Below are 24,740 nucleotides of genomic sequence, written 5' to 3'. Positions count from 1 at the left end.
AAACACTTATGGAAATGGCTAAAGAGCAAGAGTTAATTCTTGTTTTAGACTTCGGGAGTCAATACAACCAATTAATCACGCGCCGTATTCGTGAGATGGGCGTATACAGCGAATTACATGATCATGAAATTTCTATTGAAGAAATTAAATTAATGAATCCTAAAGGTATTATTTTATCTGGGGGGCCTAATTCAGTTTATGAAGAAGATTCATTTACTATAGATCCTGAAATTTATAATTTAGGTATACCGATTTTAGGTATCTGTTATGGTATGCAACTAACTACGAAATTATTGGGTGGTAAAGTTGAGCGTGCTAATGAACGTGAGTATGGTAAAGCAATTATTAACGCTAAGACAGACGAATTATTTTTTGGTTTACCAGAAGAACAAAACGTGTGGATGAGTCACTCTGATAAAGTTATTGAAATCCCTGAAGGGTTTGAAGTGATTGCTGACAGTCCAAGCACGAACTATGCAGCAATTGAAGATAAATCACGTCGTATCTACGGCGTGCAATTCCATCCAGAAGTACGTCACACTGAATATGGTAATGATTTGTTACGTAACTTTATTCGTCGCGTGTGTGAATGTACAGGTGAGTGGACGATGGAAAACTTTATCGATATTGAAGTAGAGAAAATTCGTAAGCAAGTTGGCGATCGACGCGTGCTATGTGCGATGAGCGGTGGTGTTGATTCATCAGTAGTCGCAGTGTTATTACATAAAGCGATTGGTGATCAACTTACATGTATCTTTGTTGACCATGGCCTGTTACGTAAAGGTGAAGGCGACATGGTTATGGAACAATTTGGTGAAGGCTTTAATATGAATATTATTCGTGTTAATGCGCAAGAACGTTTTATGGGCAAACTAGCTGGTGTTTCAGATCCAGAACAAAAGCGTAAAATCATCGGTAATGAATTTGTATATGTTTTCGATGATGAAGCTTCTAAACTACAAGGCGTAGATTTCCTTGCACAAGGGACACTTTACACTGACGTTATCGAATCAGGTACAAAAACTGCTCAAACGATTAAGTCTCACCACAATGTAGGTGGCTTACCGGAAGACATGGAATTCCAACTTATCGAACCAATCAATACATTATTTAAAGATGAAGTACGTGAATTAGGTATTGAATTAGGTATCCCTGAACACTTAGTTTGGAGACAACCATTCCCAGGTCCAGGACTTGGTATTCGTGTATTAGGTGAAATCACTGAAGATAAATTAGAAATCGTTAGAGAATCTGATGCTATCTTACGTCAAGTTATCCGTGAGGAAGGTCTTGAACGTGAAGTATGGCAGTACTTTACCGTCTTACCAGGCATCCAGTCAGTCGGTGTCATGGGAGACTACCGTACCTATGACCACACAGTAGGCATTCGTGCAGTAACATCTATCGATGGTATGACAAGTGACTTTGCCCGTATCGATTGGGAAGTCTTACAAAAAATATCAAGCCGTATCGTTAATGAAGTCAACCACGTCAATCGCGTAGTCTATGACATAACTTCTAAGCCACCAAGCACTATTGAGTGGGAATAATATATAAACATAAGAAAAGAGTTAGAAATGTTGCTATAGTGCACTTTCTAGCTCTTTTTATTTTGCCTTGAATACGTTGCGTCTAAAAATTTGATATAGTTAGCGATTGTATCGGAAACTTTATCACGTTGCTATTCAGTAACATGTACTTAAACAGATCTCTTCTAACTTATAGTGCCGTGACCTAATCTATCTTGTATTTCTTGCATAGTTGCAATGTTAAACCATGCACCTTAATACGTTTAAAGTTGCTGTTACATATATCATATAATGCTTTATTAACGTGTTCAGGATAATAGTTATATAGCTTCCATCAAGCCACACTAGTCACTAAATGGTTATTTTCAATAGAAAGTTATGTTATGTTCAAATTAAAATTTAATTGTACATCTAATTACTGCCAGAAAGATTAAATACAACTAACCATTATTTACTATCTATGATTAATATTAACGAAAACATAGGCTATCTATGGACATATATTTGATGTTAAAAAGGTTTGTTTTATTATGATATTTAAATTTAGATACATATAGAGGACAAGGTTTAGGTGTGAAAATGATGGAATGTATAGAAGAATACTGCGAAAATAAATGAATAGAAAGCATTGCTTTGCATGTATTCGGACACCCATAAACGAGCTGTATTTTTATATAATAAAATAGGCTTGTAAAATTTTGGCTGTCAATTTTAATAAACTGCTATTCAATTCCATAATTATATTTGTAAATAAAGGAGAGTATATATGTTATTTGTATTAGATGTAGATGGAACTATTTGTTTTAATGGAAAATTTATAGAACCAGAATTACATAGAGAAATTAATAGGCTGGAAAAAGAACACCAAATCATATTTGCATCTGCTCGTCCGATAAGAGATTTAGTTCCAGTAGTTAAAGATTTTAAAAATCATATTTTGATTGGAGGGAATGGTTCGATTATATCTAAAAATAATGATATCTCAATCATTAAACATATTCCTCAAAATGAATATACAGAGATTAAGAAAATCATTAGAGAGAATAATTTAAACTATATCATTGATGGCACTTTTAATTATTCAGCATATGTAAATCCACAAAATAAGATATTTAGACAATTAGATCCGGATAAATTAGCTAGTAATGTTAATATGAGTGAAATAACTGAATCTATCAAAATAATATTAATTGATGTACCTGAAAAACTTTATGCAAAGTTAGAAGAATTTTTTCAAAAATTTGATACTATTTTATCTATTAACTATCATAAAAAGGAAAGGAATATAGATATTACAGCTAAAGAAGTTAATAAGTATTCTACATTAAAAAAGGTAATAGGAAATCAATCTTATATAGCATATGGAAATGACATAAATGATTACGAATTACTTAAAAATGCTAAAAAATCTTTTTATGTAGGAATAGATTTAGAAGATTTGGATTTTGATAATGTAGAATTAATAAAGGATAATTCTAATTCTGTGGCCAAGTCACTAAACTGTTTTTAACTAAAAAGGATATATATACTAATAGATTTTCAAGAATGATATATAAATGCTTATAAAAGCAAATGAGGTTATTTGGGGGGCTAAATGGGTCATTATTACCCAGAAGATAGTGAAAGTGCAGTCTTTCTACCTAATGAAACAAATTATTTTTTAATAATAAAACCCCTCGAGCAGAAGCTTGAGGGGCTATTTTTGTAGTTAACACAACGCATTATTTAACTAAAAAAGTAATTGTAAAAGTTATCAAGCGATAATACTGTTGGACTTAAAAGGGTAAAGTAAGGGAGAAGGTGTAGAGGGTATTATATTTTGTGGAATTATAAATAAGCAATTTAAGTACTATCAAAAGGGCATATTACTTATTAGTATAGAGATATTATTTTAGAGACCCTTATATAATACGTTGTGTTCAAGCTTCACCTCATTTCATGATTTTTTGATGATGCAAACAATTTACGCATTATCTAGTGTGACGCAAATTGTACCTTTTCTCTCTATTGGTTTAATTTTACTACATAATAGAAAATAATATCTTTCTAAAATTTACTAAATAGCAATTATTTTTTAATTTTTTCAAAATTTATGTTGGTTTTTATATTAAAAAAGCTTCTAACCTAGAAAAAATTGAATAGAAGCGGAAACGTAAATAATATTTAGGAAAAATTTATTATTTATTAAGTTGTATCATTCGTACCGTGCCATGAGTAAGATTTGAAACATCATGTTTTGTATAACCACAACCCTTATTAATGAGACAATTGGTAAGAGTGATTATGACAAGGAAGATATTGATTGGTTTGTGCCACATAGTGCGAATGCGAGAATGATTGAGTCAATTTGTGATAAATCTCATATTGCAAAAGAAAAAGCACTCATGAGTTTAGCCTATTATGGCAATACATCATCTGCTACGATTCCACTAGCCATTGATTTAGCTGTTAAAGAAAATAAAATTAAAAAAGGCGATAATTTATTGCTTGTCGGTTTCGGCGGTGGACTCGCTTATGCTTCAACTTTAATAAAATAGACCTTATAAAATAATATTTTCCTAAGTAATGTTGTAATTTAGTGAAAACTAGAGTGACGCGTTTTCTAAATTCGGTGCATAAAAATTTTGAATAAAATGTGTTTTATGCAATGTACGATGGGAAAATTACACGTAAGGAGGTTGGTTGTTTATGAAATTCAAAAGATTAACTGCAATAGCGTTGTCTGGGGTTTTACTTGCTGGCTTTAGTGGAGGCGCTGGAGCACAGACTGCTAATGCTAAAAGTAACGATACAATTAAGGTGAGTCAAATTAAGACGTCACCAAAACAAGCTGTTAAAAAAGCTAAAAGTGTATATGGTGGCCAAAAAGTTAAAGAAATAGCTTTCGAGAAGAGTCACGGCAAATGGGCTTATAAAATAGCGCAACAGAAAAAAGGCAAAGAATCTGAAGTTATTGTTGCTAATAAGTCTAATAAAGTTTTAAGTAAAGAAACTGAAAAAGAAGATCATATTGATAAAAATGAAAACTTTAAATATAGTGATGCAATAAGCTATAAAAAAGCACTTAAAAAAGGACAAAGCAAATTTAATGGCGATGTAAGTGAATGGTCATTATCCAAAGATAAAGGTAAATTAGTTTATGACATGGACTTGAAAAAAGGTAAAACTAAACACGAAATTTCTATTAATGCCAAGAATGGTAAAGTCCTAAGTAACGAAAAAGATGATTAATTATTATTCGTAGTATTACCTTTATTATATATAAATATTAAGCAGCGAGCTCAATCAGTACATTGAGCCCGCTTTTTATTTACGCTATTTTTAATAGTGTTGTATCCATTAAGCCCGATATTTATAATTGGGATAAAATCATTAATGTTAGCTAAAATTATAAATACATATAAAATAACAGGTATTTTCATCGTCATACCTAAATCATGAACCTTCATAAAGTTACGGTAAAGCTAGAGATCCAATTAGCTATTGAAAATATTGTAGCTAAAAAGGGAAAACAAAATTCTTTACGTCACGCTCTGCCATCAATTTTAAAAGCATTAAGCCAATACAACTTGTAGTAATGCAACGTAATAAAGTTATTTTATTTTCAAGTGATTTATATTGTTATAAATAATAATAAAGATATACTAATATATCAAATTATTATAAATTATAATCTAAATGATTAGCAGTTTATAACAATGTTTCGTATGAAACATTTAAAAAAGCAACACCTCAATATTAAGAAGTGTTGCTTAATTATACTTAGTCGTTTGTGTTATTGTTTGCTAGTTTTTTATCATTTTTAATGAATAAAGTACAAATAAAGCCAATAATCAATAAGATAGTCGTAAAGATAAATGCGGCATCTATACCTTGGACTGTAGCATGTTGATTCATAACAGTTTTACTCTCAGTCATCGCATGTTGAGCGGTATAACTTTTTCTAACAATTGCTAAAATAGTAATCATAACTGCGGTACCAATTGCACCTGCCATAATACGTAAGAAGTTCATGATTGCTGTCCCATGGGAGATGTTTTCTGAATTTAGCGCGTTAACACCTTTTGTATTTAACGGCATGATAATTAATGCTACCGAAAACATTCTTATTGCATATATAACAACGACATACCAATAAGGCGTATTTGAAGATAAGAAGCAATGCAATATAGTCATAATTATTAATATTATAAAGCCGGGAATGGCTAATACTTTCAAACCATATTTATCGTAAATTTTACCTGTATAAACTGACATAAATGCGTTAACAACTGCACCAGGTAAGATAACGAAACCTGAAAGAATAGCTGATAATCCTAAACCAGATTGAATGTATATAGGAATTAATAACGCTGGGCCAACAATTCCAATAAATAGAACCATAGAACTTATTGAAGATAATGCGAATGTTCTATTAGCAAATACTTTTAAATTTAATAATGGATTATCGATTTTAATTTGGCGCGTAACAAAAATAGCTACTATAATTAACCCGATAATTAGTGAAATGATAACGATAGGTGAATTGAATCCTAAGTTACCTGCACTACTAAACGCATATAGCATAAGGCCGAAACCTAGTGTTGAATAAATAACAGATGTTTTATCTAGTTCTCTATGTTTAGTCGTGTTGTTACTTTCCACGAAAATAATACCAATAATAAATGCGATGATAGCTATTGTTGCTACAACGATAAATGGTGCTCTCCAGCTGAATGCATCAATAAGAAAACCAGTAAGTGTTGGACCGATTGCCGGCGCTGTTTGTGCTACAATCCCTGTCAGTCCCATCGCGAAACCACGTTTCTCAGAAGGGAATAAAGTAAATACTGTAAATTGCATTAATGGCAGCAATAATCCGGCACCGATAGCTTGAATTACTCTGGCTATCATCAGTAAACTGAAGGTAGGAGAAAATGCTGCTAAGATTGAACCTATTAAAAAGGCACTCATCGAGAATATATATAATGGACGTGTATGGAACCGGTCCATTAAGAATGCAGTTAGAGGAATCATAATTCCGTTAACTAACATAAACCCTGTGATAAGCCACTGGGCAGTCGTTTCATCAATTTTTAAACCAGTCGTAATTGCTGGTAAAGCAGTATTCAATAATGTTTGGTTTAACATTGCAACGAAAGCACTGCTGAGCATTACTAAAATAATTGTATTTCTTTTTTTAGTCGATATCATTTCAGATGACATATACATTACCTCTTTTTCTTTTCTAAAACTTCACAGATATAAATTTTAACGCTTTTTAGTTAGCAAAGCAAACCTGTTGGTTTTAAAAAATAATATAAAAATTATTAGAATTTTTAAATTATTAAATTAGATTACCGAAAAATTTGGCTGTATAGCTGAAAAATACAAGTTTTTTAATTTTATTATTTTTATTTTAATAGAAATGTGTCAATGTTATGGTATATAAAATAAAAAATTGTAAAATGACATACATAATGGAGGGATAAAGTGAATGAATCAGCTAAAATAACTAAAAATTGGGGGATTGTCTTTGCAATTGTATTAGTGGCTTCCACATTACGAGCACCCCTGACTTCAGTCGGACCCGTTATAGATCAAATAAAAGATGCTATGAACATCAATAATAGTGTTGCAGGTATCTTAACAACAATCCCATTACTAGTATTTGCAATTGTCTCTCCCTTAGTTTCAAAAGTCGTTGATAAATTAACTATGTCACGGACGATTGTTTACAGTACGTTATTACTCATTGCAGCGCTTATTATACGAGTATTAGGAGATTTTAATTTATTTATTATTGGCACGTTATTATTAGGTATAGCTATTGCTTTTGGTAATGTCGTGTTACCAAGTTATGTGAAATGGTCATTTCCTGCACAGATAGGCGTGGCGACCGGTTTATATAGCGGTACAATGAATTTCACTGCAGGCATAGGTGGTGGGGCAAGTGTGCCATTATCCACTGCGTCACCATTAGGCTTTAGAGTTTCATTAGCATTTTGGATATTATTTGCAATTATTGCTTTGATTTTATGGATACCTAAAGTCGGTAAAGGTATAAAAAAGGAAAAAGAGAGCCATTTAAATCAAGAAGTTCAATCAGACAGTCATAAGAAAGTAAAAGTACTTAATTCAAAATTAGCATGGATGGTAGCTATGGTAATGGCTTTTCAATCTATGATTTTTTATACAAATGTAGCTTGGATTCCAAGTATTTTAATGGATCGTGGTTTAAGTCCTAGCACTGCGGGTTACTTATTTATGTTAAGTCAGTTCGCGCAAGTGCCTATGACTTTCGTCTTTCCAATACTAGCATCTAAATTAAAAGATCAAAGAGTATTAGTAGTCGTTATTGTAATTTTATTTATCACTGGGTATTGTCTATTCTTCACTCAATCTTTAACATTCCTAGTCATTGGTATCATTATTATAGGATTAGCCATGGGAGCATGCTTCAGTTTGTGTATGACATTTTTCTCTATCCGAGCACGCTCAAGTAAAGGCAGTATTGCACTGTCAGGGTTTGGACAGTCTATTGGTTACCTAATTGCTGCTATGGGTCCATTTTTTGTTGGGTGGTTACACGACTCAACAGGACATTGGAATTCGGCAATTATTGCCTTGATAACAATGGCGGTATTGGTACTTATATTTGGCTATCCAGCAGCTAAAAATAAAGTGATCGAAGATAATGAATGATATTTTTAAATTAATGACGCTGGTGTATTATTAGTATTGGAATTAATAATTGGAGTGACAAATGAAATGATTAATGTAAAAGAGCCTAACTCAATATATTTAGAAAATGAAAGGGCACAGCATGCAATATTGCTACTACATTCATTTACTGGAACGGTTAGAGACGTAAAATTATTAGCTACAAAATTAAATAAAATTGGTTATACGTGCATGGTACCTGCATATCAGGGACATGGATTAATGATTTCAGAATTAATGAAATATACGATTCATGATTGGTGGAATGACGCATACGAAGGTTTCCGTAAATTAAAAGATGAAGGCTATGAAAAAATTACGGTACTTGGTGTATCATTAGGTGGATTATTATCATTGAAATTAGCTGAAGAAGAAGCGGTACATTCAGTAGTAGTAATGTCGACACCGTATAAAAAAGACGATGCAAGCTTAGAAATGAGACTCGCAAATTATGGATCGCGTATGGGGCAACTTTTAGGATTAGAAAATGATGAAATCAATCGACAAATTGCACTAATACCACAATATGAAGCGGGGTTATATAAATTTAAACGAATGGTAGATGATATTATGTCTAACGTTAAACATATAGATGCTCCAATTGCGATAAAGTATGGAAAAGAAGATGAAGTTTCATATGAAAAAAGTGCAAGTTATATCTATAAGCAAATTGAACATGAGCAAAAATATATTAAAGGTTATGATTTATGTCATCATTTAATGACACAAGGTAAAGGGAAAGAAGCAGTAACAGATGATGTAATAGATTTTCTGTCACAATATAATTAATAAATAATTGAAAGCATGGTATTTATACCGTACTTTTTTTACTTAATCTTCTCTATATTTTACTACTTAGCATATACATCTTCTCAATGAGAGTTAGGTTTATATAATAGTTTAAAGAATATAATTTTTAATATAGAGAGGAGATTTAGATGCCATTATGAAGAGATATTTTAATGATTTAAGTAGAAAGAACCAAAAAAATTATTCATTGAGAAAATACAAAGTTGGTGTTATTTCAGCTTTAGTTTCTTCGATATTTATATTTGGATTATATGATGATTCTGCTAGGGCTGCCGACATAGAAAATAATCAATTTAATTCAAATAATGGTAAAGCAGCTCACACTAATTTCTCAAATTTAAACCCAGTAAATACAACCACTTTAGATGCATATAATCCTCGTGGTGGATATGGAAACTTAGGTGGATCAAAAGATAATTACTATGGTGCTCATACGGCTCCTAACTATTTTTCAGCTTTAAATCCAGTAAACAACACAACTTTAGATTCCGGACGCTCAAGTGCACTAGATGCACCTTCCCAATCAACAAATAGTAATTCAGCTAATAATCAAGCAAGTGCGTCTAATACGAATATTCAAGATCAAAAGCATAGTACACCTTCAAATAATCAAGGTGGTACGCTTACACCAGAAAATCAATTAAAGAATGCTGTTGGAAATGTTCTTGGCAAAGATGTGACTAGTGTAGATAAATATGGAACAGTTACATTATCGGATGGCACACAGGTACCATTTGTTGGGCAATTTCAAGGAACGCAAGGAAATCAGCCAAGTACCCAACTTAGTAGAAATAATAATTCAGTAAACACGCCTAATACGAATGTTCAAGATCAAAAGCATAGTACATCTTCAAATAATCAAGGTGGTACGCTTACACCAGAAGATCAATTAAAGAATGCTGTTGGAAATGTTCTTGGCAAAGATGTGACTAGTGTAGATAAATATGGAACAGTTACATTATCGGATGGCACACAGGTACCATTTGTTGGGCAATTTCAAGGAACGCAAGGAAATCAGCCAAGTACCCAACCTAGTAGAAATAATAATTCAGTAAACACGCCTAATACGAATGTTCAAGATCAAAAGCATAGTACATCTTCAAATAATCAAGGTGGTACGCTTACACCAGAAGATCAATTAAAGAATGCTGTTGGAAATGTTCTTGGCAAAGATGCGATTAGTGTAGATAAATATGGAACAGTTACTTTATCTGATGGCACACTGGTACCATTTATAGGTAGCTTTCAAAGCTCATCGCCTCAACAAAATAACAATAACTTAACACCAAAGCAGAATAATAATACTCCGACTACACCTTTAAAATCACCATTTGGTTCACCGTATGGTAGTGGTAATGGAGCGGTAAGCCCTGAATTATCTAAATGGCTTGCGCCGTCACGTCCTAAAAATAATTCTGTAGCAAATAATAGTGTGTCACCGAAAAACCAAACACCATCTTTAGCAGCAGGTCCATCAGATGTCGGAAGAGCTAATAACAATGCTTCAAGTGGCAACGGAAATTCAACGGTATCCTCTACATCAATTCAAGGAACAGTGAGTACACAATCATCAAATGGACCGGTTTCAAATACAACTAATAACTCTAATCAAAATGTTGCACCTGATAAAGAGACAATCGATTTAACAAACCTAGGTCCAGAGTGGGATGACGTAACACGTCAATTAGAAGCAGATAAAGTACCGGAACGAACAGAAGAGACGGTCGATTTAGCGAACTTAGGTAAAGAATGGGATGAAGTAACACATCAACTTGAAGCAGATAAAGTACCGGAACGAACAGAAGAGACGGTCGATTTAGCGAACTTAGGTAAAGAATGGGATGAAGTAACACGTCAACTAGAAGCAGATAAGGTACCAGAGAGAACAGAAGAGACAGTGGACTTAACGAATTTAGGACCAGAATGGGATGAAGTAAACCGTCAATTAGAAGGAGATAAGGTACCAGAGAGAACAGAAGAGACGGTCGATTTAGCGAACCTAGGTAAAGAATGGGATGACGTAACACGTCAACTAGAAGCAGAAAAGGTTCCTGAAAAATCTGAAGAGACAGTGGACTTAACGAATTTAGGGCCAGAATGGGATGAAGTAAACCGTCAATTAGAAGGAGATAAGGTACCAGAGAGAACAGAAGAGACAGTGGACTTAACGAATTTAGGGCCAGAATGGGATGAAGTAAACCGTCAATTAGAAGGAGATAAGGTACCAGAGAGAACAGAAGAAACAATCGATTTAACGAACTTAGGTAAAGAATGGGATGACGTAACACGTCAATTAGAATCAGATAAAGTACCAGAGAGAACAGAAGAGACGGTCGATTTAACGAACTTAGGACCAGAGTGGGATGACGTAAACCGTCAATTAGAATCAGATCAGGTACCAGAGAGAACAGAAGAGACAGTCGATTTAACGAATTTAGGGCCAGAATGGGATGGCGTAGTTAAAGACATAGAAGCACAAAAAGTGGCCCCAGATTATCCAGAAGAAACAATTGATTTAGAAAACTTAGGCCCAGAGTGGAATGGCGTAGTTAAAGACTTAGATCAACAAAATCGAAAATCACAGCATCACATTGACCAACAATCTGATGTGAAAGATAATCAAGGTAGTAAGCAAAACGGTGGAAACAGTAATGCTCCACAAGAGGATGGTAATTCTAGTAATAATCAATCACAACCAAAAGGCAATCAACAACAATCTGGTAATCATTCATCTAAAAAGAAAGACATGAAGCCACAAGATGGCCTGCAGGTAGATACTAAAAAACCTCAAAACATGGGTATACAAGATGGTAAAAATAAAGTAGCGCAACCACCAAGAGATGCTTCAAGTAAAGTAGCTACTAATCCAAAAGGTAATCAATCTAATGACAACTTAAATAGAGATGGAAAACTAGTAGTAGATGAATCTATGGGTAATGAAGTAACAAACGGTAATTCACGTGTAGCGAAAGATAAGAATGCGCTGCAATCAACACCGAAAGTAGTGAATATTAAAAAATCCCAAGAAATGACAACGGTAAATAATAAAGCACATGCTGTAACAACACAAAAAATGCAAAAGGTAAAAAATACAGCTTCTGCAACGCAAAATAACCAATCTGCTACTAATAAGAAATTACCAAATACTGGAGATAGTACTTCAGCAACTACACCAATTTTAGGTGCGGTATTATCATTATTAGGTATTTTGACTTTAATAGGTAGACGTAAAAAACAGGAAGATTAATACAAATCAAATAAAGGCATATCATCAATAATGATTGATGGTATGCCTTGTTTGTTGTGGACAATAAATGATAATTAATAAAGTAATTATTGAAATATCATATAGTTATTATTGTTTCATCCATAATTTTGTATAATCTTTTTTCTCAGTAATTTATAATCTACTTCTTGTGTCCATAATATACGGTGTAAGTTTGCAGTTAAACTGTATCCAGCCAGGCTTTATTTGAGTGCTGAATTGTTTCATACCTGTTGCTTCTGGAGTTATGGAAAAATGTTGTTTGGCACTACTATATCCAATTATAAATGTACCGTGGTTTGTGAACATTTGCTGATTCCATTTTATTGTTGTTTCTAATTTGGCTGCTTTTCGTAAATACAATTAAATATCGGTGTTATTTTATCTCTATCGATGTCTTCTTTTACCACTTTTAAATAGTCACTAAATATTGCCAAATTTCATAGCCTCGTTATTAGTTATTCAAAAGTTAGTAACAACTGTAGGCAATAGTATATATTACTCACACTGTTTGAGCAGTTAAAATGTATTATTTGGAATAAAAAGAACAAATCAATTTTTAAGATATACTTTTTTCGGATTTATTTCTTAGGAAATAATCGATTATTAGTCCTAGTATAGCTAATATAGTAAATGGCATTAGCCATGCTAATTGATAATTTGAAAATGGTATAAGTTGATAAAAGGCATTAATGTTTTTACTAATATTGAAATCGGATAAAATCTGCAAAATTGATATAATTAAAGTAATAATTGTTGGAATAATAAAAGCATATTTTAATTCGTATTTGATAAATATGCTGATAAAAGTCATTAACACTAAAACGATAGATGTTGGATAAATAAATGTTAATAATGGTACTGCTATTTGCAAGATTAAGTTTAAACCTAGTGTTGAGACGATAAAACCGAGTAATGAAAATAGTAATACGAATTTTTTATAAGAAATCTTTGGCAACTTTTTCATTGCAAATGCTGAACAAGCATTAACTAAACCAATACAAGTCGTTAGGCAGGCAAGTATTACGATGATACCAAAAATAATATTGCCATAGGGCCCAAATACGCGTAATGTATTATAAGTTAAAATAGCCGTGCCATTTTTAAAGCCGTGATGAGCTGTTGTAGCACCTAAATAAGCTAATGAAAAATATATTACTGCTAATAGTATTGCAGAAATAAAACCAGATTTGGCGACACTTGTTATAAGTTCTTTGCGTTCAGAAATACCATTTAATTTAAATGTTTGGACAATCACTACGGAAAATGCAAGTGCAGCAATTAAGTCCATAGTGAAATAACCTTTTAGAACACCGGAAACAACTGGCATATGTGCGTATTCTCCCATAGGCTGTTTAATAGATGTTTCTGGATGAATAAAAACGAGTATACATAGCAATAAAATAATAAATATTAATATAGGTGTTAAATATTTACCTAAATTATCGACAATTCTATTAGGATATAATGCAACAATATACACTACAAAGAAAAATAATAATGAAAAGATGATTAGTGTAACGTGATTATGCACAGGCAAAATGTTTTTGGTCCCTATCTCATATGCTACATTAGCAGCACGTGGTATACCGTATAGTGCACCAATAGATAAGTAGACACATATCGCGAATACCAGACCGAATATTGGATGTACTTTGCGTCCAATACTTTCGACTCCACCATTCATGTAGGCAACTACTATAACTGTCAAATATGGCATAATAATACCTGTGATAGCAAAACCACACATTGCAAGCCACATATGATTTTGGGCGGTATAACCTAACATAGGTGGGAAAATAAGATTGCCAGCTCCAAAAAAGAATGAAAAAAGCATAAGTCCTGAGATGATAATTATTTTATTCATGTCGATGTCTCCAACTATTTTTATAATTAATGTTATAGAAAAATAAATTTCCAAAAAACGAATATAGCATACCATAGTATTGTTCAGAGTACAAAGAATTTTCTGATAACATAGTTTTTCAATTTCACATAAAAAAGACATTGCTAAAAAGTAATGTCTTTAATTCTGTTTAAACTATATAATATTATGCTGATCGCTCATCTTTATCAATAGCGTTATTTGCCCGTGTTACATCCATACAATAATTATAAAGTTGTTTACCCATTACAAATTTAAAGATTTTAAATTCTTTTTAAAGTATACATATATCTAAAACGAGTAGTAACGACATTGCTAAAAAGATCACTGCATGACGCTCGAAAATACTTGTATATTTAAACCACAAATCTAATTGGGTGTAACAAGTAAATAAGGAATGAAAATGAACTTACTATGGCAACAAGTGATATTACAATGACAATATAATTTGGTAACAAAGATAATATCGATGGATAATGATATCTCATAAATCCTCCTACGGAAAAGTAAAATATCCTGCCAAGCATAAATTTATTTTTGCTTAATAAGGTATTGAATATTTACTTGTTTGTAATTGTGCCAACATGTTGAGTTATCACAAAGCCAGTACTCGGAACTTTATGTTTTTTCAAAATAGGATAAGCGTTATTATGTATAGTCCGATCCATATCATTGAAATTTATCCATTAACTATATTTTGGAAATTTACCTTTTTGCTTATATTTTTTATCTTCAGCAAGTGTTAAGCATCGAGCATGATGTTGTTATAATCATTTAATTTGTGAATCTAATTGCTCTGGAGAAACACTATAATTTTAAATTTTTTGATGTGTGTAATTTATTAAACATCGTTCTTATTTAAGAGCTATGTTTTTGATGTGAATTAGTTTGTTTCTATTGAGTTCCATTGCTAGACATGATATATTATTTTCTGCACTATTTGAACGCTTTAACGTAATAAAGTTAGAAGGATGACGATTATGAAGAATCAATCGCAATGGAAGACATCGACTGGATTTATTTTAGCCAGTGCAGGTTCTGCTATAGGACTGGGTGCAATGTGGAAATTTCCATACATGGCAGGCGTATATGGTGGCGGAGCTTTTTTACTTATGTTTTTAATTTTTACGCTGCTCGTAGGCTTACCTCTATTAATAATGGAATTTACAGTTGGTAAAATGGGAAGAACTTATACTACCAAAATATATGAAAAATTAACTGCGCGTAAATGGCTAAATATTATTGGGTGGAATGGTAATTTAGCAGTATTTATATTATTTGCTTTTTACAGTGTTATCGGTGGATGGATAATAATTTATCTTTTTAAGGTTTTCATGCAATTAGTTACTTTTAGTGATACTGGATTAAGTAAAATTAACTTTGATCAAATTATTACTAATCCATGGCTTACTATTCTTGGACAAGGTGTGTTTATCTTATTAACGATGATTATTGTTATGTTGGGTGTAGAACTAGGATTAGAGAAAGCTTCAAAGTTTATGATGCCTTTATTGTTTATATGTTTGATTATTATCGTCATTAAATCACTATCGTTGGATGGAGCAATGGCAGGCGTGCATTACATATTAGAGCCTCGTTTAGATGATATATCTGTGAAGGGTACCTTATTTGCATTGGGTCAATCATTCTTTACGCTATCACTAGGTACGACTGGGATGATTACTTACGCAAGTTATGCATCGAAAGAAATGACGATAAAAACTTCTGCAATTTCAATCGTTATTATGAATATTTTGGTATCGGTATTAGCAGGGTTAGCTATTTTTCCAGCTATTTCTGCTTTTGGATATAAGCCGACTGAAGGGCCAGGATTATTATTTAAAGTGCTGCCAAGTGTCTTTGAACAAATGTCTTTTGGTACATTTATTTACTTTGTATTTTTAATTTTATTCTTGTTTGCAGCACTAACATCATCTATATCATTATTAGAACTTAACGTTTCAAATTTTACTAAGAATGATAATACGAAACGTAAAAAAGTTGCTGTAATAGGTAGTGTTTTAGTATTTTTATTAAGTATTCCTGCAACGTTATCATTTAGTAGTCTAAGTTATATCCAATTCGGAGCCGGATCGATATTCGATAATATGGATTTTCTTGTTTCTAATATATTAATGCCATTAGGTGCATTAGGAACGACTTTAGTAGTGGGGCATTTATTAAAAATAGAAGAGCTAAAGCAACATTTTGGTAGAGACAAATTCAAATTGTTCATACCATGGTATTTATTAATTAAATTTGTGTTGCCTGTAGTTATTTTGGTAATCTTTATCGTCCAATTTTTCTAAATAAGTAAGATGCTTTGTGATAGTCTATCACAAAGTTTTTTATAGAAATATGTTTTTCAAAATTAAATTGTACTTGAGTATTGACCGAAATAAAAACTTATAGTAAAGTCTTATTACATTTTATTCTATATAAATTTATATAGAATATTTTTTTACATCTTTGTGTAAGCGGTTGCAATATTGTAGTGCATAAAATTTCATGATTTTTATGATAATGATCAAATTAAAATAATAAGGAGCGTGCTAAATTAGGTGAACTTGCTTAACTTTATATTTTGATTTTCCATTGAGACAAAGTGATGAAAATTTGAGTTTTATATTAAAAAAATTGTTTAATAGAGGTGTTAAAAATGAAAGAAAAGCAACAAAAGTATAGTATAAGAAAATTTAGTGTAGGTGTATCATCAATTGTTATTGCTTCTTTATTTTTTATAGGTTCTGGAACGGTGTCAGCTGAAGAGTCACAGCAAAATGTTCAAAATAAAGAAAACAAGACTGAAAATCTCCCTCAAGACCAAAATAACCGCACGAAAGTTGATGGAGGTCAACAAAATATTGTGGATGATATTACTGTTCAGAGTAAGGAAAGTAATACGCGTACAAGTAATTCAAAAGATATATCGAAAGATAGTAGTGAACAAACTAAACAAGTTCAACAGAATAGCGATACAGAACTAAATAATAATAATTTAACCGATGATAATAAAAGCGAAATTAATGAAAAAACTTCACAACCAGAGTCAAAACAATCTTCTCAAAAATCTAAGCTATCAAAACAGCACCCACAACAAAATCAGCAACAAGCTCAGACAAGCGATAATGAAAACTACCAAGCAAAAGAAGAAACAAAGGATAACGATGTAGAGGTAAAAGAGCAATTAGCAAATAAATCTACGCAAAGAGAAGTTAATCATAATTCCGATAAAGCCAACCAACAAACTACAAAAAATAGTAATAGTGTGGATGATAATACAAATGCAACAGGTTCAGTTATTCATAATAGTGAAGATGATAAGTCGAACGTTACAAAAGGAACATCAAGTAAACAACGAGATAATGAAAACGAACAAGATTTACATAATAAATCTAATGAATTAAATACAAATGCACAAGAAAATACAAAAAAACAACAAGATTCTATAAACAATCAAACAAAAATATCAACGCAACAAGACAACGTAACGTCATTAAATGCATCAAATGAAAATAAAATAGCGAACCAAAGTGAGAATGAGAATAAAAATAAAGTAACTGAACATGACGAGAGTGGCAATAAAACAACTAATAATAAGCAGAATAGTACATCATACGATAGTATAGAAAAATTAGCTGATGACAAGACAGCGAAGCAGAAAGATGACAAGACACCAACAGAAGGTATTAAGTCTCTAAAAAATAACGTTGTTGCTACAACAAATACCACAGCAGCTAAACGCGAATCAGAAAATATAACAGAACAACCCGGTAAAAAAGCTAAGCAAGGAGAATATAAAAATCAAGATCCAATTATTTTAGTACATGGCTTTAATGGTTTTACAGATGATAGAAACCCTGCCGTTTTATCACATTACTGGGGAGGAGATAAATTAAATATTACACAAGATTTAGAACAAAATGGGTATAAAGCATACGAGGCAAGTATCGGTGCATTAAGTAGTAATTATGACAGAGCGGTGGAACTTTATTATTATATTAAAGGAGGGCGCGTTGATTATGGCGCGGCACATGCTGCTAAGTACGGCCATGAACGATATGGTAATACGTATGAAGGTGTTTATAAAGATTGGCAACCAGGTCAAAAAGTACATTTAATAGGGCACAGCATGGGCGGTCAAACTGTACGCCAATTAGAAGAATTACTAAGAAATGGTAATCAAGAGGAGATTGATTATCAAAAAGAACATGGTGGCACAATCTCTCCATTATACCAAGGTGGGCATGATAATATGATTTCTTCAATTACGACTCTAGGTACACCACATAATGGTACACATGCAGCAGATGAAGTAGGTAATGAAGCGATTGTGCGTCAAGCAGTATATGATTTTGTGAAATTAAGAAGTAATAAAATTACGAATGTTAATTTCGGCTTGGATCAATGGGGGCTTAAGCAACGCCCAGATGAAACATTTATAGAATATGCAAAACGTGTTAAAGAAATGAGTAAGATTTGGACGACTAAAGATAATGGCTTTTATGACTTAACAAGAGAAGGTGCGACTGAATTAAATCGTCATACGTCGATCAATCCTAATATTGTATATAAAACTTATACAGGAGAAGCGACACATGCGACACTACTAGGCAGACAAAGAGCAGATCTCAATTTATTCTTGCCATTCGCATTAACATCTAATGTTATAGGAAAAGCGAAAGAAAAAGATTGGCGTGAAAATGACGGTCTTGTTTCCGTTGTTTCTTCGCAACATCCGTTCAATCAACCTTATACTGATACAACTGACAAAGTGCAAAAAGGTGTATGGCAAGTTACACCTGTACGTCATGGTTGGGATCACGTCGACTTTGTGGGACAAGATACTCTGGATGCAACGCATAGTAGAAAAGAATTACAAGACTTTTGGCATGATTTAGCTGCAGACCTTGTTCGTTATGAACAAGTAACTTGATTAATTATATTAGTTTGAATAAGGAGGCTATACTATGACTGGAGATTTTGTAGAATTATTAGGGTCGTTATTTAGAGTGTTAAAGTCAATATTTGCATAAGACATATTACAACCTGATTATATAATCAGGTTGTTTTTGTATGCGAAATTATTTTATGATTATCAAAAAAGCGGGGTGGATAAATGGAATTTTCACATGGGGAATTAGTACCTATAAATGACGATATTTTAGATGCTTTGTATTATTGGAAATATGAGGAAAAGAATCAAGAGGCAAAGCAATGGAATGGCCCTTATATAAAAGAACAGTATGCTTCAAAAGATAACTTTAAGAAAGAGGCAAAACGAAACCGCTATATATCTGATAAGGTAGAACGAATGTTAGCGATAGTTGTAGATGAAAAATGCATAGGTTCAGTTAGTTCTTATTGGGTATCTAAAGAAACCAACTGGTTAGAAATAGGTATTGTTATATATGATAAACAATATTGGGATTATGGAATTGGTACAGAAGTATTTCAAAAATGGATAGACTATTTATTCAAGCAAAATTTTGTGCATCGACTCGGAATATCTACATGGTCTGGTAACGAGCGTATGATTAGATTAGCTAAACATACAGGGATGATTGAAGAAGCAAGGATTAGACAGGCTAGACAAGTAGCAGGTACATATTATGATGCTATAAAAATGGGCATATTAAAAACTGAATGGTTAAACAATGCTAGGGGGTAAGCGATGAAACTAATTGAATATAACAGAGCATATTATCATCAATTTGAATATTATCAGTTATCTGAAGCACAACTTCAATTTACCGGCCCCCCTTTAGAAAATATACATAAGCAACAAGGCAAAAGAAATCATCCGATGCTACTATTGAATGATTGTGATGAGATTGTTACTTATTTTGGACTACAGGAAGAACATGAATATCGGCAATACTACCCAAATCAACAAACATGTCTTATGCGTTCATATTCAACAGATTTACGTCATTTACGTAAAGGCTATGGCAAAGTTTCATTAACATTATTACCATATTTTATGCACAAACACTATCCCGATATAGAAGCTATTGTATTGGCAGTAAATGAAAAAATAGAGCGGCGCAAAAATTATATGACTATGGTGGTTTTGTTGATAGTGGTCGTCGAGTGTTAGGAAAAAAGGGGGAATTAATAATTATGGTACTAACTTTATAACGGTTGGGTGCTGCTAAGTACCCAACCGTATTTATGTAGAATTTCATCATTAATGAAATAAGTAGCAATAGATTAAATAGAATAAATAAACATTCTAAAAAATCAGAAAATAGTGTTGACGCTATATAATGAATGCCATATAATTCATATAATCTTATCAGAATAATAAAGAATAATGGAGGTGCTAGCGTTGATTGAATTTCGCAATATTGACAAGACATTTCATAAGAAAAAAGAAACCATTCATGCATTGAAAGATGTGTCATTTACTGTAGAACAAAATGATATATTTGGAGTGATTGGTTATAGTGGCGCTGGTAAAAGTACACTCGTTCGATTGGTCAATCAATTGGAGAGAGCTACAAAAGGACAGGTCATTGTCGATGGACATGAGTTGGATACATATAAAGAACAAGAATTACGTACTGTAAAAAAACAAATAGGCATGATATTCCAACATTTTAATTTGTTAAATGCCAAAACGGTTTATAAAAATGTAGCAATGCCGCTTATTTTAAGTAAAAAAAATAAGTCCGAAATAAAACAAAAAGTAGAAGAAATGTTGGAATTTGTTGGCTTGGCAGATAAAAAAGATCAATATCCAGATGAATTATCGGGTGGACAAAAACAACGTGTAGCAATTGCTCGTGCATTAGTTACGAATCCTAAAATATTATTATGCGACGAAGCCACAAGTGCTTTGGATCCGGCTACAACTAGTTCAATTTTAGATTTATTACAACGAGTTAATAAGACATTCGGTGTCACAATATTAATTATTACCCATGAAATGGGCGTAATACAGAAAATATGTAATAGAGTAGCAGTTATGGAAAGTGGTAGGGTAGTTGAATTAGGCGACGTTAAGCAAGTTTTCAGTCACCCCCAAACACATACAGCTAAAAACTTTGTGTCGACAGTTATCACCACAGAACCTTCAAAAGAGCTGCAGCAAACTTTTGATAACCGGGATGATGATAATTACCAAGACTATAAGTTGTTCTTAGATGCTACACAAATTAATCATCCTATTATTAATGAACTCACTCGACATTATCATTTAAATGTAAATATTTTATTTTCATCAATGTCTACGATTCAAGATGAGACAGTGTGTTATTTATGGTTAAGAATAGAACAAGATAATAACTTTAATGAACAAAGTATTAAACAATACTTTGATACTAAAGCGATATCATATGAGGAGGTGCAATAATATGTTTGGATCGAGTATTGAAAGTAGCCAGTTGTTAGAAGCGTTATATCAAACGTTATATATGGTAACTGTATCATTAATAATTGGAGCTATTATAGGTATTCCATTAGGTATACTGCTTGTTATTACACGTAAAAACGGAGTTTGGCCAAACGTAGTACTTCATCAGATTTTAAACCCAATAATCAATATTTTGAGATCTATACCTTTTATTATTTTATTAATAGCAATCGTACCATTTACGAAGTTATTAGTGGGAACTTCCATAGGTACAACTGCAGCAATCGTACCGTTGACTGTTTATGTTGCACCTTATATTGCACGTTTAGTAGAAAATTCATTACTAGAAGTTGATGATGGTATTGTAGAAGCCGCTAAAGCTATGGGAGCTTCTCCTATTCAAATTATTTGGCATTTCTTATTGCCAGAAGCGCTAGGTTCATTAATATTAGCTATTACTACAGCAATTATTGGTTTGATTGGCGGCACTGCTATGGCCGGCGCTGTTGGTGGCGGTGGTATTGGTGATTTAGCACTTGTATATGGATATCAACGTTTTGATACGTTAGTCATTATTATTACTGTTGTGGTGTTAGTTATTATTGTGCAAATTATCCAGTCATTAGGCAATTATTTATCTAAAAAAATTAGAAGGAATTAAATATAAAGGGGACATGTGCAATGAAGAAATTATTATTTATAGTAGTCGCAGCGCTGGTTGTTTTAGCTGCTTGTTCAGGTAGTAAAGAAAAGGTAACTGTAGGGGTTGCTTCAAATGATACTAAGGCGTGGGAAAAAGTAAAAGAATTAGCAAAAGATAAAGATATTGATTTAGAAATTAAGCAATTCTCTGATTATAATGTACCCAATAAAGCATTAAGTGATGGTGACATCGATATGAATGCATTCCAACATTTTGCATTCTTAAATGAATATAAAAAGTCACATAAAAATGCTAAGATTTCTGCTGCTAGTACGACAGTGTTAGCTCCTCTAGGTATTTATTCTGACAAAATTAAAGATATTAAAAAAGTAAAAAGTGGAGCTAAAGTTATTGTACCTAATGACGTATCTAATCAAGCGCGTTCATTGAAATTATTAGAAGCTGCTGGGTTGATTAAATTAGATAGCAATTTTGGTCTAACTGGCTCTATTAAAGATATTAAAGATAATCCTAAAAATTTAAAAATAAAAGCTGTAGATGCTCAGCAAACGGCACGTGCTTTATCAGATGTTGATTTATCAGTAATTAATAATGGTGTTGCATCAAAGGCGGGATTAGACCCGAAAAAAGATCCATTATTCCAAGAAAAAACGACATCTAAAGCTGTTGAGCCATATATTAATGTGATTGCTGTAAATGATAAAGATAAAAATAATAAAACATATAAAGAGATAATTAAGTTATATCATTCTAAAGAAGCACAAAAAGCGCTTAAAGAAGACACAAAAGATGGCGAAAAATCAGTCGATTTATCTCAACGTGAAATCAAAGAAATCGAGCAGCGATTATCAAAATAATGTGTATTAAAAAGTGAAGGGTTAACCTTCGCTTTTTTGTATTTGATGAATAGGCTAATGTTAATCATTATTATAGTTATTTGATATGACTAACTTCTAACAAATATAAAGTTGTTTGACGCAATAAAAAAAGAAAATATTTTTTTAACTTTGCAAACCATTGTAATGATAATGTCATATAAATAATACACTAATGTCAAAATTAAAGTTGTATAATATAGTAGTGATTAAAAGTGAATCGTGAAATACACGAATTTGGGAGGACTGAATTTTGCATAAAAAAATTATAGCTACTATTTTGGGGACAAGTGCACTTGCTACAGTGACAGCAACAAATGCGAATGCTGCTACTACATATAAAGTTAAAAGGGGGGACTCTTTGTGGTCGGTTGCAGAAAAGTACAAAATATCGGTAAGTAAATTGAAATCATTAAACAAATTAAAATCAAATGTTATATTCCCAAATCAGGTGCTGATTGTCTCGGGGACTACGGCAACAAAAAGTACAGCAAAAACTACAACAACAGCAACGACTAAAACATATACAGTTAAATCAGGCGATACTTTATCAACGATTGCATCTAAATATGGAACGACATATCAGAAATTAATGTCACTTAATGGTATGAAGAATACGATTATTTACCCAGGACAAAAGGTAAAAGTATCTGGTACTTCATCAAAGACAACGACCAATACACCTGCTAAGACTACAAGCACAGCTAGTTCATCTACTTACACAGTTAAATCAGGTGATACTTTATCAGTGATTGCATCTAAATACGGAACGACATACCAAAAATTAATGTCACTTAATGGTATGAAGAATACGATTATTTACCCAGGACAAAAATTAAAGGTACCTGGCACTAATTCAACTAGCAAAACTGGATCTACTTCCACAGCAACTGGTTATAAAACACCGATTTTCAATCAAGCTAATTTATATGATTGGGGTCAATGTACTTGGCATGCATTTAATAGACGTGCTGAAGTTGGAAAAGGGATTAGTACATATTGGTGGAATGCGAATAATTGGGATACGGCAGCCACACAAGATGGATACACAGTTGATCATCGTGCTGCAGTTGGTTCTATTTTACAAACAGACGCTGGTTATTATGGTCATGTCGCATTTGTTGAACGTGTAAATAGTAATGGTAGCATTTATGTATCAGAAATGAATTACAGTGCTGCACCTGGAATTAAAACGTTTAGAACGATTCCAGCAACACAAGTATCAAGTTATAAATTTATTCATTAACATAATAAAATAGCCCTTAAATGATTTGTATTTTGAAATCATTTAAGGGCTATTAATTTAGAATTTATATCATGGTCTCTTTTATCCATTACGCATAGATTTAATGCGCTTAGCCGTAGTTAACAATGTACTAGCAAACGTAAACGTTGAAAATACTTTAGCGAACTTCTTCGGAGACTTTAAAGCTGTATAAAAGTCTAAAGTAGCGCCTATAGTAGATATTGCCATGCTAGCGTATAATAACTTTCTATTTCTAGAATGATAGGCATACCAGTTAAAACCATCAATCGCTATGCTAGCAAAGTTTACTGCATTTGATATGCGATTAATGTTATTTTTTATAGCCATTTAGTTATAACCTCCTGAAAATACTGTGGATTAATATTTGAAATTATATTAATGTTTAG

The 24,740-nt window shown here is 32.4% G+C and carries 19 protein-coding genes and 1 pseudogene; 15 read left to right on the top strand and 5 right to left on the bottom strand.

Annotated elements, in window-relative coordinates; all coding sequences use genetic code 11:
* Positions 1-8: 8 nt before the first annotated feature.
* From guaA to ISP02_RS11000, 4 genes and pseudogenes are all read left to right on the top strand, one after another.
* Entirely contained in the window at positions 9-1,550 is a 1,542-nt protein-coding gene (gene guaA, locus ISP02_RS11015; RefSeq protein WP_195721591.1) for a glutamine-hydrolyzing GMP synthase, read from the top strand.
* Positions 1,551-2,295: 745 nt separating this feature from the next.
* Complete coding sequence (locus ISP02_RS11010) at positions 2,296-3,039, top strand: HAD-IIB family hydrolase (protein ID WP_195721590.1); 744 nt, start codon at positions 2,296-2,298, stop codon at positions 3,037-3,039.
* 772 nt (positions 3,040-3,811) lie between these two features.
* Positions 3,812-4,066, top strand: a pseudogene (locus ISP02_RS11005) (3-oxoacyl-[acyl-carrier-protein] synthase III C-terminal domain-containing protein); the annotation flags it as partial.
* A 151-nt stretch (positions 4,067-4,217) separates the two neighbouring features.
* Positions 4,218-4,760 (top strand): PepSY domain-containing protein, encoded by a 543-nt coding sequence (locus ISP02_RS11000; RefSeq protein ID WP_195721589.1) that lies wholly within the window; start codon positions 4,218-4,220, stop codon positions 4,758-4,760.
* Between the two features lie 531 nt (positions 4,761-5,291).
* Here the strand turns inward: ISP02_RS11000 and ISP02_RS10995 are convergent.
* Positions 5,292-6,734 carry an MDR family MFS transporter gene (locus ISP02_RS10995; protein ID WP_195721588.1) on the bottom strand — a complete coding sequence of 481 codons (1,443 nt, stop codon included), beginning with the start codon at positions 6,732-6,734 and terminating at the stop codon, positions 5,292-5,294.
* Positions 6,735-7,001: 267 nt separating this feature from the next.
* Between ISP02_RS10995 and ISP02_RS10990 the strand changes: the two genes are divergently transcribed.
* From ISP02_RS10990 to ISP02_RS10980, 3 genes are all read left to right on the top strand, one after another.
* A complete protein-coding gene (locus ISP02_RS10990) occupies positions 7,002-8,213 on the top strand; it encodes a CynX/NimT family MFS transporter (RefSeq protein ID WP_195721587.1) in 1,212 nt (403 codons plus the stop codon).
* Positions 8,214-8,279: 66 nt separating this feature from the next.
* A complete protein-coding gene (locus ISP02_RS10985) occupies positions 8,280-9,020 on the top strand; it encodes an alpha/beta hydrolase (protein WP_195721586.1) in 741 nt (246 codons plus the stop codon).
* A 157-nt stretch (positions 9,021-9,177) separates the two neighbouring features.
* Positions 9,178-12,288, top strand: a complete 3,111-nt coding sequence (locus ISP02_RS10980) for a YSIRK-type signal peptide-containing protein (protein WP_195721585.1) — start codon at positions 9,178-9,180, stop codon at positions 12,286-12,288.
* Positions 12,289-12,441: 153 nt separating this feature from the next.
* On the opposite strand, the gene ISP02_RS13215 is transcribed toward ISP02_RS10980, so the two are convergent.
* The 3 genes from ISP02_RS13215 to ISP02_RS13280 all read right to left on the bottom strand — a co-directional run bounded on the left by ISP02_RS13215 (position 12,442) and on the right by ISP02_RS13280 (position 14,874).
* Complete coding sequence (locus tag ISP02_RS13215; protein WP_328806052.1) at positions 12,442-12,669, bottom strand: hypothetical protein; 228 nt, start codon at positions 12,667-12,669, stop codon at positions 12,442-12,444.
* A 196-nt stretch (positions 12,670-12,865) separates the two neighbouring features.
* Positions 12,866-14,173 carry a branched-chain amino acid transport system II carrier protein gene (gene brnQ, locus ISP02_RS10970; RefSeq protein WP_195721584.1) on the bottom strand — a complete coding sequence of 436 codons (1,308 nt, stop codon included), beginning with the start codon at positions 14,171-14,173 and terminating at the stop codon, positions 12,866-12,868.
* A 578-nt stretch (positions 14,174-14,751) separates the two neighbouring features.
* The gene (locus ISP02_RS13280) at positions 14,752-14,874 is read right to left on the bottom strand and encodes a polysaccharide deacetylase family protein (protein ID WP_408020149.1); all 123 of its coding nucleotides are present in this window, start codon (positions 14,872-14,874) and stop codon (positions 14,752-14,754) included.
* A gap of 294 nt (positions 14,875-15,168) precedes the next feature.
* Between ISP02_RS13280 and ISP02_RS10960 the strand changes: the two genes are divergently transcribed.
* The 8 genes from ISP02_RS10960 (at position 15,169) to ISP02_RS10925 (ending at position 24,333) form a co-directional block, all read left to right on the top strand.
* On the top strand, positions 15,169-16,500 hold the full coding sequence (locus ISP02_RS10960; protein ID WP_195721870.1) for a sodium-dependent transporter: 1,332 nt from the start codon (positions 15,169-15,171) through the stop codon (positions 16,498-16,500).
* Between the two features lie 350 nt (positions 16,501-16,850).
* On the top strand, positions 16,851-19,127 hold the full coding sequence (lip, locus tag ISP02_RS10955; RefSeq protein WP_195721583.1) for a YSIRK-targeted triacylglycerol lipase: 2,277 nt from the start codon (positions 16,851-16,853) through the stop codon (positions 19,125-19,127).
* A 183-nt stretch (positions 19,128-19,310) separates the two neighbouring features.
* Entirely contained in the window at positions 19,311-19,862 is a 552-nt protein-coding gene (locus ISP02_RS10950; RefSeq protein WP_195721582.1) for a GNAT family N-acetyltransferase, read from the top strand.
* A 3-nt stretch (positions 19,863-19,865) separates the two neighbouring features.
* Positions 19,866-20,291 (top strand): GNAT family N-acetyltransferase, encoded by a 426-nt coding sequence (locus tag ISP02_RS10945; RefSeq protein WP_195721581.1) that lies wholly within the window; start codon positions 19,866-19,868, stop codon positions 20,289-20,291.
* 231 nt (positions 20,292-20,522) lie between these two features.
* Positions 20,523-21,548 carry a methionine ABC transporter ATP-binding protein gene (locus tag ISP02_RS10940; protein WP_195721580.1) on the top strand — a complete coding sequence of 342 codons (1,026 nt, stop codon included), beginning with the start codon at positions 20,523-20,525 and terminating at the stop codon, positions 21,546-21,548.
* A gap of 1 nt (position 21,549) precedes the next feature.
* The gene (locus tag ISP02_RS10935) at positions 21,550-22,209 is read left to right on the top strand and encodes a methionine ABC transporter permease (RefSeq protein ID WP_195721579.1); all 660 of its coding nucleotides are present in this window, start codon (positions 21,550-21,552) and stop codon (positions 22,207-22,209) included.
* A gap of 20 nt (positions 22,210-22,229) precedes the next feature.
* On the top strand, positions 22,230-23,069 hold the full coding sequence (gene gmpC, locus ISP02_RS10930; protein ID WP_195721578.1) for a dipeptide ABC transporter glycylmethionine-binding lipoprotein: 840 nt from the start codon (positions 22,230-22,232) through the stop codon (positions 23,067-23,069).
* Positions 23,070-23,340: 271 nt separating this feature from the next.
* Positions 23,341-24,333, top strand: a complete 993-nt coding sequence (locus ISP02_RS10925) for a LysM peptidoglycan-binding domain-containing protein (RefSeq protein ID WP_195721577.1) — start codon at positions 23,341-23,343, stop codon at positions 24,331-24,333.
* 81 nt (positions 24,334-24,414) lie between these two features.
* Here the strand turns inward: ISP02_RS10925 and ISP02_RS10920 are convergent, their stop codons facing one another.
* The gene (locus ISP02_RS10920; RefSeq protein WP_195721576.1) at positions 24,415-24,681 is read right to left on the bottom strand and encodes a hypothetical protein; all 267 of its coding nucleotides are present in this window, start codon (positions 24,679-24,681) and stop codon (positions 24,415-24,417) included.
* Between the last annotated feature and the right edge of the window lie 59 nt (positions 24,682-24,740).

Origin of the sequence: Staphylococcus durrellii (genome assembly GCF_015594545.1) — a bacterium.
Classification (GTDB): domain Bacteria; phylum Bacillota; class Bacilli; order Staphylococcales; family Staphylococcaceae; genus Staphylococcus; species Staphylococcus durrellii.
This window is presented reverse-complemented; position numbering and strand designations above follow the sequence as displayed.

Coding starts and splice junctions, on each gene's coding strand:
- guaA (WP_195721591.1), top strand. CDS start 9: ATGGAAATGGCTAAAGAGCAAGAGTTAATTCTTGTTTTAGACTTCGGG.
- ISP02_RS11010 (WP_195721590.1), top strand. CDS start 2,296: ATGTTATTTGTATTAGATGTAGATGGAACTATTTGTTTTAATGGAAAA.
- ISP02_RS11000 (WP_195721589.1), top strand. CDS start 4,218: ATGAAATTCAAAAGATTAACTGCAATAGCGTTGTCTGGGGTTTTACTT.
- ISP02_RS10995 (WP_195721588.1), bottom strand. CDS start 6,734: ATGTCATCTGAAATGATATCGACTAAAAAAAGAAATACAATTATTTTA.
- ISP02_RS10985 (WP_195721586.1), top strand. CDS start 8,280: ATGATTAATGTAAAAGAGCCTAACTCAATATATTTAGAAAATGAAAGG.
- ISP02_RS10980 (WP_195721585.1), top strand. CDS start 9,178: ATGAAGAGATATTTTAATGATTTAAGTAGAAAGAACCAAAAAAATTAT.
- brnQ (WP_195721584.1), bottom strand. CDS start 14,173: ATGAATAAAATAATTATCATCTCAGGACTTATGCTTTTTTCATTCTTT.
- lip (WP_195721583.1), top strand. CDS start 16,851: ATGAAAGAAAAGCAACAAAAGTATAGTATAAGAAAATTTAGTGTAGGT.
- ISP02_RS10950 (WP_195721582.1), top strand. CDS start 19,311: ATGGAATTTTCACATGGGGAATTAGTACCTATAAATGACGATATTTTA.
- ISP02_RS10945 (WP_195721581.1), top strand. CDS start 19,866: ATGAAACTAATTGAATATAACAGAGCATATTATCATCAATTTGAATAT.
- ISP02_RS10935 (WP_195721579.1), top strand. CDS start 21,550: ATGTTTGGATCGAGTATTGAAAGTAGCCAGTTGTTAGAAGCGTTATAT.
- gmpC (WP_195721578.1), top strand. CDS start 22,230: ATGAAGAAATTATTATTTATAGTAGTCGCAGCGCTGGTTGTTTTAGCT.
- ISP02_RS10920 (WP_195721576.1), bottom strand. CDS start 24,681: ATGGCTATAAAAAATAACATTAATCGCATATCAAATGCAGTAAACTTT.